This window comes from Paraburkholderia sp. C35 (assembly GCF_003121405.1).
GTDB lineage: Bacteria > Pseudomonadota > Gammaproteobacteria > Burkholderiales > Burkholderiaceae > Paraburkholderia.
Genome location: NZ_QBUY01000002.1, coordinates 1 through 18,422, shown reverse-complemented (window position 1 = coordinate 18,422; position 18,422 = coordinate 1). Strand labels below are relative to the sequence as shown.

General features: G+C 58.0%; 18 protein-coding genes. 11 read left to right on the top strand and 7 right to left on the bottom strand.

Annotated features, from left to right (window positions below; all coding sequences use genetic code 11):
• Nucleotides 1-35: 35 nt before the first annotated feature.
• The 5 genes from DK391_RS01295 to DK391_RS01275 all read right to left on the bottom strand — a co-directional run bounded on the left by DK391_RS01295 (nucleotide 36) and on the right by DK391_RS01275 (nucleotide 4,456).
• Nucleotides 36-380 carry a carboxymuconolactone decarboxylase family protein gene (locus tag DK391_RS01295; RefSeq protein ID WP_109476176.1) on the bottom strand — a complete coding sequence of 115 codons (345 nt, stop codon included), beginning with the start codon at nucleotides 378-380 and terminating at the stop codon, nucleotides 36-38.
• Nucleotides 381-489: 109 nt separating this feature from the next.
• A complete protein-coding gene (locus tag DK391_RS01290) occupies nucleotides 490-1,263 on the bottom strand; it encodes an SDR family oxidoreductase (protein WP_109476175.1) in 774 nt (257 codons plus the stop codon).
• 455 nt (nucleotides 1,264-1,718) lie between these two features.
• Complete coding sequence (locus DK391_RS01285) at nucleotides 1,719-2,696, bottom strand: GlxA family transcriptional regulator (RefSeq protein WP_343225223.1); 978 nt, start codon at nucleotides 2,694-2,696, stop codon at nucleotides 1,719-1,721.
• A 208-nt stretch (nucleotides 2,697-2,904) separates the two neighbouring features.
• Entirely contained in the window at nucleotides 2,905-3,849 is a 945-nt protein-coding gene (locus DK391_RS01280; RefSeq protein WP_109476174.1) for a glyoxylate/hydroxypyruvate reductase A, read from the bottom strand.
• Nucleotides 3,850-3,865: 16 nt separating this feature from the next.
• A complete protein-coding gene (locus DK391_RS01275) occupies nucleotides 3,866-4,456 on the bottom strand; it encodes an amino acid synthesis family protein (protein ID WP_109476173.1) in 591 nt (196 codons plus the stop codon).
• 144 nt (nucleotides 4,457-4,600) lie between these two features.
• Here DK391_RS01275 and DK391_RS01270 point away from each other — a divergent pair, with 144 nt between their 5' ends.
• The 9 genes from DK391_RS01270 (at nucleotide 4,601) to proX (ending at nucleotide 14,724) form a co-directional block, all read left to right on the top strand.
• Nucleotides 4,601-6,433 carry a helix-turn-helix domain-containing protein gene (locus DK391_RS01270; protein ID WP_109476172.1) on the top strand — a complete coding sequence of 611 codons (1,833 nt, stop codon included), beginning with the start codon at nucleotides 4,601-4,603 and terminating at the stop codon, nucleotides 6,431-6,433.
• A 115-nt stretch (nucleotides 6,434-6,548) separates the two neighbouring features.
• Nucleotides 6,549-7,529 (top strand): flavin reductase, encoded by a 981-nt coding sequence (locus tag DK391_RS01265; protein ID WP_109476368.1) that lies wholly within the window; start codon nucleotides 6,549-6,551, stop codon nucleotides 7,527-7,529.
• Nucleotides 7,530-7,544: 15 nt separating this feature from the next.
• A complete protein-coding gene (locus DK391_RS01260; RefSeq protein WP_109476171.1) occupies nucleotides 7,545-9,056 on the top strand; it encodes an aldehyde dehydrogenase in 1,512 nt (503 codons plus the stop codon).
• Nucleotides 9,057-9,094: 38 nt separating this feature from the next.
• Nucleotides 9,095-10,237, top strand: coding sequence for an LLM class flavin-dependent oxidoreductase (locus DK391_RS01255; protein WP_239482661.1), 1,143 nt, complete (start codon nucleotides 9,095-9,097; stop codon nucleotides 10,235-10,237).
• Nucleotides 10,238-10,240: 3 nt separating this feature from the next.
• Entirely contained in the window at nucleotides 10,241-11,122 is an 882-nt protein-coding gene (locus DK391_RS01250) for an alpha/beta hydrolase (RefSeq protein WP_109476170.1), read from the top strand.
• Nucleotides 11,119-11,484: an NIPSNAP family protein gene (locus DK391_RS01245; RefSeq protein WP_109476169.1), complete on the top strand. Its 366-nt coding sequence runs from the start codon at nucleotides 11,119-11,121 to the stop codon at nucleotides 11,482-11,484. Before DK391_RS01250 ends, DK391_RS01245 begins: the two co-directional genes overlap by 4 nt.
• Entirely contained in the window at nucleotides 11,481-12,665 is a 1,185-nt protein-coding gene (locus DK391_RS01240) for a glycine betaine/L-proline ABC transporter ATP-binding protein (protein ID WP_109476168.1), read from the top strand. The genes DK391_RS01245 and DK391_RS01240 overlap by 4 nt, the downstream gene beginning before the upstream one ends.
• Complete coding sequence (locus DK391_RS01235; RefSeq protein ID WP_109476167.1) at nucleotides 12,658-13,608, top strand: proline/glycine betaine ABC transporter permease; 951 nt, start codon at nucleotides 12,658-12,660, stop codon at nucleotides 13,606-13,608. Before DK391_RS01240 ends, DK391_RS01235 begins: the two co-directional genes overlap by 8 nt.
• Nucleotides 13,609-13,695: 87 nt before the next feature.
• Nucleotides 13,696-14,724, top strand: a complete 1,029-nt coding sequence (gene proX, locus DK391_RS01230) for a glycine betaine/L-proline ABC transporter substrate-binding protein ProX (protein WP_109476166.1) — start codon at nucleotides 13,696-13,698, stop codon at nucleotides 14,722-14,724.
• Between the two features lie 124 nt (nucleotides 14,725-14,848).
• Here the strand turns inward: proX and DK391_RS01225 are convergent, their stop codons facing one another.
• Nucleotides 14,849-15,805: an NAD(P)-dependent oxidoreductase gene (locus DK391_RS01225; RefSeq protein ID WP_239482660.1), complete on the bottom strand. Its 957-nt coding sequence runs from the start codon at nucleotides 15,803-15,805 to the stop codon at nucleotides 14,849-14,851.
• A gap of 293 nt (nucleotides 15,806-16,098) precedes the next feature.
• Here DK391_RS01225 and DK391_RS01220 point away from each other — a divergent pair, with 293 nt between their 5' ends.
• Nucleotides 16,099-16,578, top strand: a complete 480-nt coding sequence (locus DK391_RS01220) for a TlpA disulfide reductase family protein (protein WP_239482678.1) — start codon at nucleotides 16,099-16,101, stop codon at nucleotides 16,576-16,578.
• A 28-nt stretch (nucleotides 16,579-16,606) separates the two neighbouring features.
• Here DK391_RS01220 and DK391_RS01215 read toward each other — a convergent pair whose 3' ends face one another.
• Complete coding sequence (locus tag DK391_RS01215; protein ID WP_239482659.1) at nucleotides 16,607-17,710, bottom strand: LacI family DNA-binding transcriptional regulator; 1,104 nt, start codon at nucleotides 17,708-17,710, stop codon at nucleotides 16,607-16,609.
• 143 nt (nucleotides 17,711-17,853) lie between these two features.
• Here DK391_RS01215 and DK391_RS01210 point away from each other — a divergent pair, with 143 nt between their 5' ends.
• A complete protein-coding gene (locus DK391_RS01210) occupies nucleotides 17,854-18,411 on the top strand; it encodes a histidinol dehydrogenase (RefSeq protein ID WP_239482658.1) in 558 nt (185 codons plus the stop codon).
• Nucleotides 18,412-18,422: the final 11 nt, after the last annotated feature.

The window sequence follows — 18,422 nt, the reverse complement described above, 5'->3', positions numbered from 1 at the left end:
TTCCAGACGTGGCGGCGAGCGCCTATTGGTGCGACTTACTTGTTGGGCAACTGCTGGTAGGTCTCGATGACGCGCGCCGAGTAGGTCAGAGCAGCGCCGGCGTTCAAGGCAATGGCAACGCCCAATGCCTCGGAGATTTCCTCCAGCGTGGCGCCTGCCTCGACGGCCTTCTTGGTATGCACGGAAATGCAACCGTCGCAGCGTGTGGTCACAGCCACGGCCAGAGCAATCAATTCGTGTATCTTCGAGTCGAGATGGCCCGTCTTGACAGCGGCGTTCTCGATCGTCATCAGTCCGCGCATCACGTCGGGGGTTTGCTTCGCGTAATCGCCTACGCGCTCCAGAAGGGATTCACGGTAGGCATTCCAATCTTGCATCATGGTTTTTGTTCCTGTTCGGAGTTGGGATGTCGGGCGCCAACATCACGCACAACAATGGAGACTTACGCAACGTGATAGTCACGCGCGTCGCGCGCCTGCACGCTGTGCTTCAGTTGCGGCCGGCCATCACGCCGCCATCGACGTCCCAGATCGCGCCGGTAACCCAACCCGCCTGGTCCGAGAGCAAGAAGACAACGACCTCAGCGACGTCCTGCGGGGTGCCGACACGGCCGATCGGATGGAAGCCGTTGAAGCCTTGCAGCGCGCTTTGGACTTCAGCCTTCGGAATGAAGCCCTCGTAGATGGGGGTCTGCACTACGGCCGGTGACACCGCGTTGACACGGATGTGCTTGGGTGCCAACTCCATCGCCAGATGCTGGGTCAGCGAGTGAAGGCCGGCCTTGGCCATCGAGTAGGCTGACGAAGGCGTGGCTGCAATGGCCTGTTTGGCCCACATCGAACCGATATTGACGATCGCGCCGGGACGTCCCTTGACGACCAGATTGGTTGCGACCTTCTGCGTGATGAAGAAGAACGCCTTATTCAGCTTCATGTACTGCTCGTAGTCCGCGTCCGAGTGCTCCAGGAAGGGCTTGGGGAAAAATACGCCGGCCGCATTGACCAGCAGGTCGATGTCGGCATGCTGCTCATCAATGCTCTTGAGCAGCGCGGCGAGTCCCTCGTCGCTGGATACGTCCGCCGTCAACGCCCAGACCTCGCCCAGCGCAGCCAGTTCCTTGCGCGCCTGCTCGGTCTTGTCTGGCCGGTGGCCAACGATCACCACGCTCCCGCCTTCGGCCAGCACCATGCGTGCCGATTGCATGCCCATCCCGCTGGTGCCGCCGACGACCAGCATCTTTTTGCCTTGGAATTTATTGCTCATATCGAAAGTTCGTTGTGCGCCTGCCGGAGGACAGGTCTTGATGGAAGAAAAGCCCGGACGAGTCACGCGGCACGCGCAGGTAGTCCCCTGCGACGGGCTGCGACCTTCTCGCGTTGGCTATGACCGTCATCGGCACCAACATCTACTGACAGAAAAACTATCGAATCCATAAGCATCAGGGACAGATACCATCGCTGGTCAGATGTGTTACCGCCGATTCAAGTGCGATTCTTCTCCTCTTCCCATTCGCCGACAAACCAGAAAAAGTGTCCTTGATTAATAGAAAATCTTTTTCTTGATGAGAGGCGCCTGCGCGCCATGAGGATCGAGCGGCAATGCTGATATTCGTGGGATCTACGGATCTCGCGTCGATGGCGCCGTCGGATGCTTGTTGTACTTTTGAGGCGATCGGCTAAACGTCCCGCGACGTCAAGATTGCTTCCGGGCCGTGTGTCTCAGTCGATGGCTACAGATGTCTCGACAGAATCCGTCGCTTCAAGCCGTGCCATGCGCCGCAGAGCCTGTGGCGGTTGTCCAAATGCTCTCAGGAACGCGCGTCGCATCTGGTCACGGTCGCTGAAGCCTGTCAGGCGTGCGACCACTTCGATGGAATGACGGCTCTGCTCCATGAGATTGCGCGCCCCTTCGACCCGGAGTATTTCAATCGCCTTGGCCGGCGAATGTCCCGTCTCCGCCAGGAACGCCCGGCTGAACTGGCGCGAGCTTAAGTGGGCTGCCTCGGCAAGATCGGCGACAGACAGGGGCTTGTGCAGGTTGTCCCGCGCATAGGTCAGGGCCGCATGAATTCGATCGGTTTTCGGCGCAAGCTCCAGCAGCGTGGAGATCTGCGACTGACTACCCGTCCGGCGATGATAGATGACGAGTTCACGAGCCACTGCTTTCGCAACGCCCGCACCAAGGTCACTCTCGATTATCGCCAGACTGAGATCGAGACCCGCGGCCCCGCCCGCCGCCGTCCAGATTGGACCGTCGCGGGTGAAGATGCAGTTCTGCGCAAGCTTGACCGCCGGGTACTGCGCCTGAAGACGCGGCGCGTGCATCCAGTGGGTGGTGGCATTACGTCCGTCCAGAAGCCCCGCTTCGGCCAGCACGAAGGCGCCGGTCGAGATCGCGACAATCCGTCGATGCAGTCGGGGCGCGTTCCTGATGTAGTCAATCAGCCCCGGCGTTGATGCCGTAGGATTTGCCGCGCCACCGACAAAGAGCGTGTGAAAAGGTGTTTGTGCAAACGGTTCGCTCTCCACCATCATGCCAGAGCAGGTTCTGATTTGTCCGCCGGTCTCCGAAACGAAATGGAGTTCGTAGGGCGGTGCCTCAGTCACGGAATTGGCGGCTTCGAAAGCCATGACGACAGTCAGCGTCGTGGTCGAATAGTCCGGGTACATAACAAACGCGACGTCACGCATGGTCATGCTCCCTTGTCGATCTACCGCGATAGCACGTTGCGTTTCGACGCCTGTTTCAGGAGCCTTACGCCAAGCCAACGCGCTCGCGCCAGATTTGATCAAGCGTCCCTTAGCGCGGCTGGTTGATAGACGGGCTGCCGTTTGTAAATCAGCGCAACACCTGACGGGTAAATCCAGTCTGTACCCTCGTAGAGGGCACAGTGCTTAATGCCATTCAATAGCCGCGAGTCAGATCGACGCTCGCTGGCAGCTTTCCTGTTTTCCGGTACTCAGATACGTTCGCCGCGATAACCGATGCGGCAGTGTGAACATCGGTCGGCGCAGAGATGTGCGGCAAGATCGTCACGCGTGGATGTTCCCAAAGCCGCGACTGCAATGGCAGGGGCTCGATATCGAACACGTCGAGCACTGCATGCGAAAGCAGACCGCGATCAAGCGCGTCGAGCAATTCGGCTTCCACAATGATGGGTCCGCGCGCGAAGTTGATCAGGGCGGCGCCCCGCTTCATCTGCGCGATGCGCGCTCCGTCGATCAAGCCCCGCGTATCGGACGTCAGCGGCATCAGACAGATAACGATATCGGCCGTTGTGAGCATGTCGTTCAAACCGGTGTCGCCGTGATAGACATGCACACCATCGACATTTTTCGCCGTCCTGCTCCAACCATTCACCCTGAAGCCGGCGCGGACCAGACGCTCTGCTGCACACGTACCGAGTGTGCCAAGGCCAACGATTCCGATCTCCATCGAAGATGGTTTGCGATACACGCGCTGGCACCATTGGCGATCGGTTTGCTGTAACCGGTACGTTGGCATGTCGCGCTGCAGATAGTAGGTCCATGCGAGCACCGCTTCGGCCATCGTCCGCGACATCTCGGGATCAACCAGTCTGACGATCGGTGGTCCGTCCTTGGGCCATGCAGCGACGAGTTGCTCGACGCCCGCCCAAAGGCTGTGAACCCAGGCCAGATTCGGCAGTCTCGCGACGTCGGCGGGCCTGGGATTGGCGACAATGGCAATCGAGCTTTGTGCCCGTTGCTGCGCACTGGTCTCGCGCAGAGGCAACAGCACCTCGCCCGGTAGCGATTTTCGTAGCGCGCCGAGATACGCGGCTTCCTGGTCGTCAGAAAGCTGGCTGACGAGCGTGATGATGTCTGACATGCTCGCCTCAATGCACTTAGGCCGTCGCCTTTTCGCTATCCATCTCGGCCATATCGATGAAGCGATCACCGATACGGGGATGCGCCCGCCCGCCGTCCGCTGCGCCTATCGCGATCATCAGTTCGTCAGGGCCGGGGGCATCTGCGATCTGGAACGTAGCGGTGAGGAAGTGCGAGCGATGTCCCGTCTTCGTCTTATGAATCATCGGCAGCGAGACGAGAGCGCCCGGTCCAACGCGTGAGTTGGTGAAACTCAGAAAGGTTGTGCCCCCAACAGCCTCGCGGTACATATTCCCGAACCGCAATGTGTGTATCAATGCGGATGCATGCTCGATCTCGCCATTTACTCCGACCATTGCTGCCTTGCCGTACGCTTCGACGCGCTCGGACGGCATGATCGCCGTCAGCCGCTGGCCCATCTGCTCGCCGAGCACGGGCGCAAGCCGCAGGATCTCGGGGCGCAGATCCTCGACGAAGCCTTGACCGGCCCACGGGTTTTTCAACACCGCCGCGACCACGACCATCGTGATCGGCTTCTCGGCTGGCTTGCCGCCTTCAATATGAATTTCCTCGATAAACGTCGAAATTTTTCTCACGCCGGTTTCCATCGATTCCCCCAATCTGTCGAAGCTGTCTGAATGGATTACATGCTAGGTAGCAGCAATGCATGCGTCTTCCTACGTTCCGACGGAAGCATGTTTTTTTTGGCCCTGCGATAAGTCGTATAGTGGCAGTCAAGGGGGGACAAAATCATGCCAGATCAGCTCTCGCGCATGTCGTCGTTACGGGATGTCGCAAGCCAGATTCTCACGGACACCGATGTTGAATCTCTACTGCATAGCCTTTTAGAACAGGCTTGCCGGCACGGTCCCTGGGATCTCGGGGCGATCATGAGCGTCGACGTCGCACATGGCGATGCGTTGGTCATTGCCCGTCGTGATCCTTCATTGCTGAGCGGCAATCAGAGGTTGGAGGATCGCTGGGAACTCGCTACCAGTCCCGCGCTTGTTGCGTTGCAACGAAACGAGCCGGTGTACATCCGCGACGCCCGCGAGACCACTGAGTTCCTCGGGTATCGTCGAGAAGCACAAGTGCGAGGGTATCGGACGGTCGTTGTTCTCCCAATGGCCTGTCGCGATCTGGAAAACAGGCCGATGGTCATGTCGGTCTCTGCCCGCAGGATCGTTGATGTTGCCCCTGACGATCTGGTCTTTATGGGCATGATCGTGCACCTTGGTGCGATTGCAATTGATCGTGCACATCAGCAGCAAGCGCAACTTTCGGCCTCTACCCAATTGCGGCGAGTGCTAGGCGTTCAAAGTGCCATGCTTGAGGAAGTCCTGGCCGGCGGCGCGATGGAAACGCTGATCGAGATGCTTGCGGACTTGCTCGATGTCCCGGTTCTCGTGATCGACTTCGATGGCGGAGCTATCTTTTCATCCCGATCACCTGATGCTTCTCTCTACGACGCAGACACATGGCAGAAGGTGCTCGATGGCGCGATGGGCATGCGAATTCGTGAAACCGCCCGCGAACTGGCGACGCGACGTGGCCAACGTCGACTGACACTCGAGATTGCGCCGGGGAATAAGCTGACGGCAAACGTCGAGCCGCTGCTGGTTGATGGTGAGGTAGTCGGCGCGTTGTTAAGCTTTGGTGACAGCTCTCCCGATGACCTGCAGATGCTTGCAATCGAGAACGCCAGGTTTGCGGTCAGTGTGCAATTGATGCGCAGTGTGATCCGGTTCCGGGCGGAAACCAGAACGCTGACAGAACTCTTCTTCGAAATAGTCGAGCGTCGTTGGCGTGGCGAGCAGGACGTACTGGAACGCGCGCGCCGACTTGGGCTATCGCTCACTGCACGCAACCATATCCTCGTGATCGACTATCCCAACTGCAACCGGGCGGTCGGGGATCGTTCAGCAGAATGCCATCGTATTTCTGCCATGCTCGCTGCGCAGCACAAACTGCCTATCCATACCATCACGGTGGGCGGCGGGCTTGTGTGCCTGCTACCCGGTGACGCAATCCCGGATGAAATGGGTGGCGACGCACCGGTGACTGCATTCGGGCGACGGTTGTGTTCAGCGTTAGGAACGCTATTTGGGCGCGAGCCGATTCTGGTTGTTGGAGACACATTCTCTGGACTCGAAGCATTGGCGAAGGAGTGGGAACGCTGCTGGAGAATGATCCGGATCGCCCGCGGCATGGGCAAGAGCGGAGCACTATCTGTCCCGGACCTCGGTCCGCTGCCGATGCTGATCGGTGCCGCCGATTCGCCCGATGTGCGGGCGTTCATGAGCGGAACGATTGGGCCACTCATCGCATACGACCGGGATCATCGGACGCCCTACATGGAGACGCTCTCTGCGTATATCCGTCATGGCTGCCGTAGCCAGGCATGCGCGGACGCGATGGGGCTGCATGTCACGACGCTTCGCTACCGGCTGGCGCGGATTTCCGAGCTTTTTGGCATCGATGTCGAGACTCCCGAGCGACGCTTTGCAGTAGAGCTTGCTCTCCAGTTGCACAAACTTGTCGAAAACAGACTGCCTGAAGAGCAAGCTGCGCATTCGCAAGTGTGATCGTTCCTCGAAGCCGAGGGGGAATTAGCAGTCGAAGTCCTCTGTTCCATTGGAAGGCAAGCTGAATTTCGCCGCATACATTCATCTCAACGTAAAGACGTTTGAGGTGAACAACATGGGAATGGCAGCAGAGGACACCCGGACCGTTATCGACCCGCTCGCACTCAGGCGGGCATTCGGTACCTTCCTCACGGGCGTGACGGTGATCACCACGGTCGATTCAGACGGCAAGCCGCGCGGTATGACGGCGAATTCGTTTGCGTCCGTTTCGCTTGACCCACCACTGCTGCTGGTGTGTGTCGGAAAGAGCGCCTCCAGCTACCCCGCATTCACGGGCAGCGACCGCTTCGCCGTCAACCTTCTGCGCGACTCGCAGATCGATGTGTCGAATCTCTTTGCTTCGAAAGCATCCGACAAATTTGCGTCCGTTGGTTATGACGTCGTTCATACGGGCGCCCCGGTACTCACTGACTGCCTGACCTGGTTTGATTGCACGATGCATGAGCACGTCGATGCGGGAGACCATGCAATTCTCATCGGTCGAATTCAGGCATTCGGTACCAGCCCATCAGCGCCGCTCGGATTCTGCCGAGGTCGATACGCTCAGGTCAAAGATCCGCTTCCGCCGGGTTGGCTGTCGTCCAACGACATGATTATTGGTTACCTGATCGAAGCGCAAGGGCAAGTGCTGCTGGTCTCGGACGGGAAAGGCGGATGGGTGTTGCCCACGGCTCCGCGCAAGCTCGTCAACGGACGCCTGCCGGTTACGGGTGGCGGTGAACTGTCGCTCATGTCCGACGACACATTCCTTTATTCCGTCTTCGACGTTTCAGGCCATGACTCCGGCTATCTGATTTACCGCGCACGGCTCGCGGAGCCTCGCGGTGCACTGGCACTGCCGACGGGATACCGCTTTTTCGCACCCTCGGAGCTTCCGTACGACGAGATCGCTTCCACTGAGGTTCGCGCGATGTTGCGTCGATTCGTGCGTGAAAGCGAACACGGTGGCTATTCAATCTACATGGACTCGCATGACGGCGGGCGCCTTGCAACGGTGGGCGCGGCGCAGCCTTGGGTCCGGCACGCACAAACCTGACAATCAGAGGACAACATGAAGACCACGGTAGCGAGTCTCGAAGGTGCGCGAACAGGACATTTCATCGATGGCGAATTTGTTGCGCCCAATAGCCGGGAGTACGCGCTGAGCTATGACCCGACGACGGCACAGCCCTGGTACGAGTTCGCGCAGGGTAATGCTGCAGACGTCGATGCCGCTGTGCGCTCGGCGCGCGCTGCACTGAAGAATCCGGCATGGCGCCGCATGACTCAGACCGAACGCGGAAAGCTCGTGCGCAAGCTCGGAGAACTGGTGCTGGCGAACGCCGATGAGCTGGCGATGATCGAATGCCGCGACAACGGAAAGCTGCTCAAGGAAATGCGGGCACAGATGCGGGCGATTCGCGATTCGTATCTGTATTTCGGCGGCATGGCGGACAAGCTGCAAGGCGACACGATTCCCGTCAACAAGCTTGACATGCTGAACTTCAACCTGCGCGAGCCGATCGGAGTGGTAGGGATGATCATTCCCTGGAACTCGCCTTTGATGATGTTGACGGGAACACTTGCGCCGTGTCTCGCGATTGGCAATACGGTCGTTGTCAAACCATCCGAGCACGCAACGGCATCGACGCTGGCTCTCGCGGAACTGGCGATAGAAGCGGGCATACCGCCGGGTGTGTTCAACGTTGTAACGGGCGATGGCGCAAATACGGGTGATGCGCTCACGCGTCATCCAGGCATTGCCAAATTCGTATTCACCGGCAGCACATTTACTGGTCGAAAGATCGCGGGAAATGCCGCGCAGAATCTGGCGCCGTGTCAGATGGAACTCGGCGGTAAGTCGCCTCACGTCGTGTTTTCCGATGTAGAGGTCGAACGCGCCGTCAACGGTGTCGTTTCGGGAATTTTTGCGGCAGCTGGACAGACGTGTGTCGCGGGTTCGCGTTGCTTCGTCGAACGTCCTGTTTATGACCAGTTTGTCGAAGCGCTTGTCGAGCGCACAAAGCGGGTTCGCGTTGGTCACCCGATGCATGACGACACGGACATCGGTCCATTGGCGCTTGCTGCCCAACTGGCCAAGGTCACGGATTACGTCGGGTCGGGCATCGAAGAGGGGGCGAAAGTAGCAGCGGGCGGAAAGCGGCCCGACAGTCCCGAGCTTGCAAAGGGCTGGTACTTCGAACCGACAGTGATGATCAACGCCACGAACCAGATGCGTTTCATGCGGGAGGAGATATTTGGCCCTGTGGTCGGGGTGGTGCCGTTCGATACAGAGGAAGAACTGATGAGTCTGGCGAATGACACCGAATACGGTCTCGCATCGGGAATCTGGACTCGCGATATTGACCGCGCCATGCGATTTGCGCGTGATATCGAGGCGGGCACGGTCTGGATCAACACTTATCGCTCTGCAGCGTATATGTCGTCAAACGGTGGTACGAAACACAGTGGATATGGACGACGTGGGGGCTTCGAGGTCATGCGCGAGTTCTCGAAAATCAAGAACGTCGTGCTCGATTATTCAGGCGCCATGCAAGACCCCTTTGTCATCCGCCTGCGTTGAGCCGCACGCGTGCTAAACCAATCAGAAACGAGGCACCTATGAAATTCGCAGTTTCGCTTAGTATGGAACGCTTCGCTCCCGGCGACTCGATGACCCAGGCGCGCAACCAGATGCTTGCGCTGGCCCGTCTCGCCGACGAGGGCGGTTTCGAAACGCTGTGGACAGCAGAGCATCACACGATCGAATGCACGATCTCGCCCAACCCGTTCACGGTTCTAACCTGGTTGGCGCAGCACACCGAGCGTATCCGCCTCGGTACGGCAACGATTGTGGCTCCCTATTGGTCACCGATTCGTCTGGCTGGCGAAGCCGCGATGTGCGATCACCTGACCGATGGTCGTCTCGAGTTCGGTATTGCCCGCGGTGCGTATCAGTATGAGTTCGACCGGATGGCTGGTGGCATGCCGCAGCAGGAAGGCGTGGCCTATATGAAAGAACTCGTGCCGGCAGTAAAAGAACTCTGGAAAGGGGACTATGCGCACGACGGGCACTACTGGAAGTTCCCGCTTGCGACATCCGTGCCGAAACCATTGCAGCAGCCGCATCCGCCGATATGGGTTGCCACACGCGATCCCGCGAGCTTCGACTGGGCAGTAGGTATCGGCGCAAACATCCTGTCGACGCCGCTCGCCGCACCGGCCTCGGAGGTAGTCGTCCTGGGTGAAAAGTTTCGCAAAGCTGTCGCGGATCACCCTGAGCATCCACGTCCGCGTTTTATGATGCAACGCCGGACATGTGTCTACGACCGGCCAGAAGATTGGGAACTGGCGGTGCGCCATAGCGTCGACTATGGTCGGTTGTTCGAGAATCTGATGCAGAACATTGGCACGGTCCAGAACGGCTTTCCGGAGGCGGTGCCCTATGACGTCGTCGCAAATCGTGCGAACTACGATCCGCAAGCGATACGCAACAATCTCATGTTCGGTACGCCCGATGAAGTGATCGAGAAACTTCAGGTCTATGAAGAACAAGGGGTCGATCTTTTCACATTGGGACTTTCGTTCAATCTCCCGTTCGAATTGCAGATGCGTACGCTTCGTCTCTTTATCGATGAAGTGATGCCTCATTTTGCGAGGCGAGAACAGAATGCATTTCCGAACAACGTCAGCGCTTCGAGATCGGCTCACAGTGCTTACGTGACTGAAACCCGTACGACGAGCGTGGCTGCGGCGAGGACTTGAGCGATGAGCGACGACGCTATGCCAGGCGCACCCGCGTCGGCAATTGACGGTTATCTGGAGCGCGATGGTGTTCGGTTGCACTATCGGCTGCAAGGCGATGGTCCGCACGAACTGGTCTGTATCCATGGAGTCGGCTCGTATCTTGAAGCATGGCAGGGCACAATCAATCGGCTCGGGCCAGGCTTTCGTGTGCTCACCTTTGATTTGCGCGGACATGGTCAATCGTCGCTGGTCAAAGGTCGCTACGAAATCGATGACTTCGTCGATGACGCCCTGGCACTGGCGGACCACGTCGGCTTTGGCAGCTTTAACCTTGCCGGGTTTTCACTCGGCGGCCTGATTGCTCAACGGCTCGCATTGACTCATCCGCAGCGGCTCAGAAGGCTCGTCTTGCTGTCGACGGTGGCCGGCCGCACTGCTGAGGAGCGTTCGCGTGTGCTGGCCCGCCTGGCTGCCTTGCAAGCCGGTGATCGAGGTTCGCACTACGATGCCTCGCTCTCACGATGGCTCACGGAGGAGTTTCAGGCGCGCCATCCCAATCTGATTTCGGAATTGCGCTCGCGCAATGCCAGCAACGATCCGGACTGTTATGCGTCAGCGTATCGCGTGCTTGCGCAGACCGATTTCGGCGGCCTCATTGATCAGATTGCGGTGCCGACGCTTATCGCTACGGGCGAAGAAGATCAGGGATCGAATCCAAGAATGTCTCTGTTCATGCACGAGTGCATCCCTAATTCGCGCGTCCATATATTGCCGAAGCTTCGCCATTCCATCCTGACCGAGGCACCGGAAGAAGTCGCAGATCTGATCGGCGGTTTTCTATTGGAAGAGGCTCCGCAGCGTATGACCTGTTCGGACCTCGCTTACCGGGGATACGCAAAATGATCGTCGAAGAGCGAATATACAGAATCCGCAACGGCTGCATGCAGCGGTATCTGAAGCTTGTACGGGAGGAAGGTCTCGCGATACAGCAATCGATTCTCGGTGCGTTGATCGGGTACTTCACCACTGAGATTGGACCGCTGTCGCAGGTTACGCATATGTGGGCCTATGCCGATCTTGAAGATCGCCGGCGTCGTCGTCAGACGCTCGCGGAGGATCCAAGGTGGCAGGCATTCATTCCTCGTCTGTCGGAGAATATCGAACAGGCGGAGAATCGCATTCTTTTGCCGACTGACTTTTCGCCGCTACGTGACTTCGCATCTGTAGCTTCCGCTGTCGTCCCATCGAAGGAGTCACGACCATGACGGACCGACTGAAGATTGAGCATCTGTACAAGGTATTTGCCGATCGTCCTGATTCCGCGTTGAACATGCTGAAGCGTGGTGCGACAAAGGCAGACGTTTTGCGCGACACGGGGCAGGTCGTCGGTCTGGATGACGTATCGCTGTCCGTTCCAGCGGGTGCGATGTACATGATCATGGGCTTATCCGGATCTGGGAAATCGACGCTCGCACGTTGCGTGAATCGCCTCAATGAGCCCAGTGCAGGGCGGATTCTGCTCGACGAGACCGACATCTGCACGCTGGATGAAGCGGGCTTGCGCGATGTCCGACGCAATCGCATCTCAATGGTCTTTCAACACTTCGCGCTTTTGCCAAACCGGCGTGTGATCGAGAACGTCGAGTTTGGTTTGAAGTTGCGCGGCATGTCTTCTGCCAACCGCCGCAAGCGTGCCGAACAGGTGCTGGAGGTGGTGGGACTTACGCGTTGGGCTCAGAAGATGCCGCACGAGTTGAGTGGCGGCATGAGGCAACGGGTTGGTCTCGCGCGAGCGCTTGCGACTGATGCGGACGTACTCATCATGGACGAAGCATTCAGTGCACTTGATCCGCTGATTCGAGCGGAAATGCAAGACGAACTTCTGCGCCTGCAGCGGACCCTGAACAAGACCATTCTCTTCATCACGCACGACTTTCAGGAAGCGCTCAAGTTGGGGACCCGTATTGCAATCATGTCTGAAGGGAAACTCGTTCGCGAGGGAACGCCACAATCAATTGTGCTTCAGCCAGGGAGCGACTACGTTGCCGCGTTCACGCGTGACGTCGACCGTGCCCGTCTGTTCAACGCAGGATCGTCGATGACATCGCTTGTGCCATTGATCAGGCGAAATGAATTCGTGGTGCTGGGTTGTGAAGACGACACCGCAGGGTCGGCGTTTGTTGTTGACGATGAGCAACGTGTTCTCGGTGTTCTTCCCGCCACAAAAGTCGGTGCATTGCGTGATGGAGGACCGCTTCCTGCGCTTTCTTCGGCATTCGCATGTGTACCGGCTCAAACACGTCTTATCGATGTCGCGGCCCAATTTACCCGTGCTGAAACGGTAGGCGTCACAGATGAAATGGGCCGACTCGTTGGTCGGCTGGAAGCGGGGCAGGTTCTCGCACGCATTGGCAGTCATGTTGTCAATGGAGCAAGCCATGTTTAAAGCCGACGATCTTGCGGTGCTGCCAGTCGCGCAATGGATCCAGACTGCCGTGCAGTGGATAGCCATGCATTTGAGGCCGGTCTTTCTGGTCATCAAATGGCCTGTACAAAAGCTGCTCGAACTTAACATCGACGCGTTACAGGCGATACCGTTTCCGGTGTTCGTCGTGTTATGTGCGCTGATTGCCTGGCGATTCGCGGGTAAAGCGGTGGCAGTCTTTACCTTCGTTGGACTCGTCGTGATTGCGACGCTCGGCGTCTGGTCGGATGCGATGACCACGCTTTCCCTGATTTCCACGGCTATTTTCTTTTGCGCGATATTCGGAATTCCAATCGGCGTTGCTTGTGCACGGAGTGATCGCGTCTGGCGCGTGGTACAGCCTATCCTCGACATCATGCAGACAACGCCGACATTTGTGTATCTGGTGCCCGTCGTGATGTTGTTTGGCGTCGGTACAGTGCCCGGAGAGGTCGCGGTTGTCACGGCGGCAATGCCTCCGCTTATCCGCTTTACGAATCTCGGCATCCGTATGGTCGAGCATGAGCTTGTCGAGGCTGGGCTTGCGTTTGGTGCCGACCGCAGGCAACTGCTGTGGGAGGTTCAGTTACCGCTCGCCGTCCCGACTATTCTCGGAGGACTGAACCAGACCGTTCTGACTGCGATGGTCATGTCGGTTGTGGTGTCGATGATTGGGGCAGAAGGTCTCGGTCTGATCGTTCTTCAGGGGTTGGGGAGACTGGATGTCGGGCAGGCCGCGATTGGTGGCATCGCGATCGTCTTGCTGGCAATGATCCTTGATCGTATTACGCAGAAACTCGCACGTGCACGGCCAGGCGGTGCAGGCGGAGGCGCTTTGCGCGGGGCTGTTGCACGTCTTTTTCGTGGCGGTCGTTCCGACGACGGTGGATCGATGTCCGAGCGCCACGATCCAAGAGAAGCTTGAAGTTTGTCATTCGGGAGCCGGGAGTATCGGCAGGGTTATTCAATTGTCGTCGTGTCACGACTGATTCCAACAGATGCTGGAGGCTTGATGAAGACGTTTACAGTGGCGTGTAGCGCATTTGCGCTGGCTATTGCGATGATGGCGGGCGGGTCGGCCCACGCACAAAATGCACCGGGGAAAGGCAAGACGATCAAGTATGCTCAGGGTGACAGTTTTGGCGGTAACTACGTTGCGACGCAGATCATCATGCAAGCGATGAAAAACCTTGGCTATGACGTCAAGCTGACCACAATGAACACCACGCTGTTCTTTCAGGCTGTCGCACAGGGCGACGAAGATCTTGCGACCGATGTCAACTTCCCTCAGCGTGAGCCCGGCTTCCGGGCCGTCGAGAAACAGGCGCAAATGATCGGCTCGGGGTTGATTTCGGGAGGTGGGATCACCGGTTATCTTATCGACAAGAAGACCGCCGACCAGTACAAGATTACAAGCCTCGCGCAGTTGAAGGATCCAAAGCTCGCGGGACTGTTTGGCACTGACGGCAAGGCGGAACTGATCAGCTGTGATCCTGGCTGGAGCTGCGGTGACGTGGTCGACTACCAGTTGAACAAGTTTGGATTGAAGAACAACATTCATGCGGTTCGAGGCAAGTACGAAGCATTGATGGTCGACGCGATAGCAAAGGTGAAGGAAGGAAAGCCGGCGTTTTTCTATGCGTGGAGTCCTTCCTGGACCGTCAACTCGGTCGTGCCTGGTAAGGATGTTGTGTGGCTGCCCACACCTGAGGATGCGCTTCCTCCGAACGTACCGAATAAAGGCACGGCGCTCGTACCCGGCGTGAAGGGTTGTGCCGGTGGCGCTGATCCTTGCCGTATGGCGATGGCGTCGTGGAACTGGGGCGCAGTGGGGAACCGTGATTTCGTGGCGGCAAATCCGTCTGTACGCTCGCTCATTGAGCAGGTGAAGTTCCCGCAGTCGCAGTGGTCTGCGTGGGAATACGAAATCAGCAAGAGTGGGGGCTCACAGGCATTGGTCAACATGCTGGCAAATGACTGGATGACAGGCAACAAGTCAGTGCTCGATCAATGGGTGCAAACTGCCAGCAATGCAAAGTGAGCATCTGAACGTGTGAGAAACGTCGCTGCCGAACAGACCTTAACGGTAGCTTCGGCAGCGCGTTGATCTATTCGGGCGAGCAGATCGATGTCGCCATTCAACACCTCGGTTGATATAGCGTTGTCTACGTGAACAGCTTGACTACGCTCGTCATGTTTTCCTTGCCAAATCCTTGCTCGATCGCAGCTCGAAACACATCACGGACTGCGGCGATGGTTGGCGCGGACGCATCCGAGCCCGCAGTTTGCAGCGTGTAGCCGAAGTCCTTCTCGATCAACTCTACGGGAAACTGCGGCGTGAAATTACCTGTCAGCATAAGCGCGGAAAGACGTCCTGCCGCTGGACTCCACACCGGGGTCTTCGCGATCGCGTCAAGTACACGGTCGACATCGGCATTGGAGCGCTTCAGCATGCCGATCAGTTCTGCCAGTACGGTTACATGAATGCCTAGCAAAGTGTTGGTCGCCAGCTTCGCCAATGCGCCGGACCCGAGTGGACCAACATGAACAATGGATGATCCCATCGCCTTGAGGACAGGTTCCGTGCGCGCGAAAGTCTCTGCGTCGCCTCCCGTCAGATAGATCAATTGAGCCGCCTCGGCTTGCGGAGTGCTGCCCGCAACCGGCGCTTCAAGCAGCGATACTTTGTGCTCCGCCATTCTGGCTCCCAACTCGCCGATCCAATCCGCGGTCAGTGTTGAGCTCTCGATAGCGACTGCGCCCGGCGACATGCCATTCAGTGCGCCGTTTTCCGGATCAAGCCATACTTCCCTTGAAGCTTCGTTGTCGCGCAACATGGCGACTACGAAGTCCGCGTCAGCAGCCGCTTCCTTCGGTGTTCGTGCTGCCTTCGCCCCTGCGCTGACCAGCGCCGAACTGGCGTCAGGATTCCGGTTCCATACGGTGACTGCGTGGCCAGCCTTCAAGAGGTTGGCCGCCATACGCGAACCCATTGCGCCTAATCCGAGAACTGAAACGTTTGCCATGATGTTGTTCCATTTATCACGTGTCGAACTGCGAGATTTCATTGGTCCGGAGGCCGGCGTCTGCCATGAAATGATTGCATGCAGGCTTTCGACCACAGGCCGTCCAGACTGAGATACTTCATGTTGAGATACGCCTCGATACCATGCCGGGAATGTTAGGCGTGGTGTACAGGTGACGGCAATGCCGTATACGCCACGATTTGGGACACAACTCTCATGCGGAATATGTAAGCTTTTCGCATACGAAGCGCGGTATCGAGGCGTGGCAGGGTTCGATGGCCCGAAAAGCATGCCTATTCGACATGGACGGCCAGATCGGGATCACCTACTGTAGAGATGGCTAAAGGAGAGTGAAATTGATTGGTAGAAGATGGTGGTTGCCGGCGGCGTTGATCGGTGCGGCTGTGGCGTTTCTCATTGGACATCTTTTGCTAGCGAAGCCGGATGTGCCGGATGCGACTTTCACGTTGCTGTCCGGGCAAAAGATTTCTACGACTTCCGATCTGAAGGGTCGCGTCTACCTTGTTAACTTCTGGGATACAAACTGTTCGAGTTGCATCGCGGAAATGCCAAGCCTTGAGAACACATACAAGGAATTCCACAGTGCAGGACTGGAGTTCGTTTCAGTCGCGATGAGCTATACACCGCGAGATTACGCGGTGAACTACGCGCGGACCCGTCAGCTTCCGTTCATGCTCACCCTCGACGACGGAAGCCTGGCACATGCGTTCGGCGATGTTCAACTCACGCCGACGACCCTGGTGGTCGACAAGCACGGAAAGGTTCTCAAGCGATACGTTGGTCCGCCGGATTTCCGGCAACTCGACAATGTCATCGCACAGGCTTTGCACGATTCCGCCAGCAGTTGAACCGGCCTTACAAGGGAAGGCCCGCTGGTTACGCCTGGTCGCGTGCTGGTCCCGTTGTTTCGCGACGCACCAGTTGAATCGGCAAGACATCGTGGACTGGTGCGCCCATTCCTCCCGCTCGAATGCGCTCGACAAGCCGCCGGGCGGCCGTTCGCGCCATCGTTTCAACGGGCTGCCGGATTGAAGTCAGTGCGACCAGAGGCGATCCCGCCAAAGGCATATCGTCAAATCCGATCACCGACAGCTGTTGTGGCACCGCGATGCCCTGTCTCTTTGCTGCCTCGAGCACACCTAGCGCGATCGTGTCGTTGCCGGCGATGATGCCCGTGACCCGGTCGTCGTTACTCAACATCGCCATGGCGCTGGAATATCCCGCTTCGCTGGTGTAGTCGCAGTACACCAATGGCACTGACGCGCGCGGTATCCCCGCTTCCTCCAGCCACCGAAGCGCTCCCTTGACGCGATCTCTGCTCGTGGACGTGTTCTGCGCACCCATCACAAGCCCGATTCGCCGATGCCCCAGTTGATAAAGATGTTCGGCAGCAATGGAGCCTGCGTGGACGTTGTCGACCTCCACGGTGTCCACCTTGACATCGTCGACGGAGCGCACGACGAGCACCAGTGGAATGCCTCTCCGCTGCATTTCCGCCACGACCGGCGAGTCGAGTGTCGCAGTCGCGAAGATCATCCCGTCGAGGTATCCGTCGATCAATGGCCGAAACGCCAGCAGATTTTCCGGATCGTTCATCGAATCGATCATCAGGGTGATCTGATAATCGAACTCTTGCAGCGCGTCGTGAAGATGTGTCAGCAACAGCGTCATGAAGCGGTTATGCAGCGCGCCGACCACCACGCCAATGAGCTTGGTCGCGGACTTTCGCGTCGATCTGCCTTGCGCCGGCATCCTGTAGCCCAGTTCAGCAGCGACCGCCTGGACGGCACTACGTGTCTCGCTGCTGATTGCCGGGTGACCGGCCAGAGATCGCGACACCGTAGACACAGATACCCCAAGTCGCTCGGCGACATCTTCGAGCCTCACTTTTGACGCTTTTGCGCGTCCCCGCGCTGGTACATTGGTTTGCATAATTTTGCATTGAAAGTGGTGACTGAAAACATAGCCGATTTGCTCCAAACCGGTGATCCAACTCGGCGTCTAGGGTAAGTCTGGACCATTTGCGCAAATTTTGCACAAAAAATTGCGCTACATTTGCATCCAAGCGGCAAGCACTCCACGTCAGGCAGTCCGCTCCCGTCACCCGCACAAAGGAAATGCAAATGGCAATCCAGTATCTGAAGAACGGCCGTAGCGTCGAGGACTCCACGCAAGACGCCGCCAAGGTTCGTGATGTTGTCACGGGCATCCTCGCTGATGTTGCCTCGCGTGGCGACATGGCGGTGGCTGAACTTTCTGCGAAATTCGACAACTGGTCGCCCGAGCGTTTCCGGCTGTCGGAAGACGAGATCGCAAGCTGCGTGCGCTCGCTGTCGCAGGGCCAGCTTGAAGACATCAAATTCGCCCAGGCGCAGGTGCGCAACTTTGCTCAGGCGCAGCGCGAATCCATTCGTGACGTTGAAGTTGAGACGATGCCGGGCGTGGTCCTGGGCCACAAGAACATGCCTGTCGATAGCGTCGCGTGCTATGTGCCGGGCGGGAAGTTTCCGCTGGTCGCTTCCGCGCACATGGGCGTCGTGACGGCGAAGGTTGCAGGGGTTCCCCGCATCATCACGGCATCGCCGCCCGTCGGCGGCAAGCCGAATCCCGCCGTGGTTGCAGCGATGCATCTCGGTTACGTCCACGAGATCTACAATATAGTACGTGTTCAGGCGCTCTAAGCGAAGGAGCT

Excerpts from the sequence above, each read along its gene's own strand:
- DK391_RS01295 (WP_109476176.1), bottom strand. The coding sequence starts at position 380 with ATGATGCAAGATTGGAATGCCTACCGTGAATCCCTTCTGGAGCGCGTA.
- DK391_RS01290 (WP_109476175.1), bottom strand. The coding sequence starts at position 1,263 with ATGAGCAATAAATTCCAAGGCAAAAAGATGCTGGTCGTCGGCGGCACC.
- DK391_RS01285 (WP_343225223.1), bottom strand. The coding sequence starts at position 2,696 with ATGACCATGCGTGACGTCGCGTTTGTTATGTACCCGGACTATTCGACC.
- DK391_RS01280 (WP_109476174.1), bottom strand. The coding sequence starts at position 3,849 with ATGTCAGACATCATCACGCTCGTCAGCCAGCTTTCTGACGACCAGGAA.
- DK391_RS01275 (WP_109476173.1), bottom strand. The coding sequence starts at position 4,456 with ATGGAAACCGGCGTGAGAAAAATTTCGACGTTTATCGAGGAAATTCAT.
- DK391_RS01270 (WP_109476172.1), top strand. The coding sequence starts at position 4,601 with ATGCCAGATCAGCTCTCGCGCATGTCGTCGTTACGGGATGTCGCAAGC.
- DK391_RS01265 (WP_109476368.1), top strand. The coding sequence starts at position 6,549 with ATGGGAATGGCAGCAGAGGACACCCGGACCGTTATCGACCCGCTCGCA.
- DK391_RS01260 (WP_109476171.1), top strand. The coding sequence starts at position 7,545 with ATGAAGACCACGGTAGCGAGTCTCGAAGGTGCGCGAACAGGACATTTC.
- DK391_RS01255 (WP_239482661.1), top strand. The coding sequence starts at position 9,095 with ATGAAATTCGCAGTTTCGCTTAGTATGGAACGCTTCGCTCCCGGCGAC.
- DK391_RS01250 (WP_109476170.1), top strand. The coding sequence starts at position 10,241 with ATGAGCGACGACGCTATGCCAGGCGCACCCGCGTCGGCAATTGACGGT.
- DK391_RS01245 (WP_109476169.1), top strand. The coding sequence starts at position 11,119 with ATGATCGTCGAAGAGCGAATATACAGAATCCGCAACGGCTGCATGCAG.
- DK391_RS01240 (WP_109476168.1), top strand. The coding sequence starts at position 11,481 with ATGACGGACCGACTGAAGATTGAGCATCTGTACAAGGTATTTGCCGAT.
- DK391_RS01235 (WP_109476167.1), top strand. The coding sequence starts at position 12,658 with ATGTTTAAAGCCGACGATCTTGCGGTGCTGCCAGTCGCGCAATGGATC.
- proX (WP_109476166.1), top strand. The coding sequence starts at position 13,696 with ATGAAGACGTTTACAGTGGCGTGTAGCGCATTTGCGCTGGCTATTGCG.
- DK391_RS01210 (WP_239482658.1), top strand. The coding sequence starts at position 17,854 with ATGGCAATCCAGTATCTGAAGAACGGCCGTAGCGTCGAGGACTCCACG.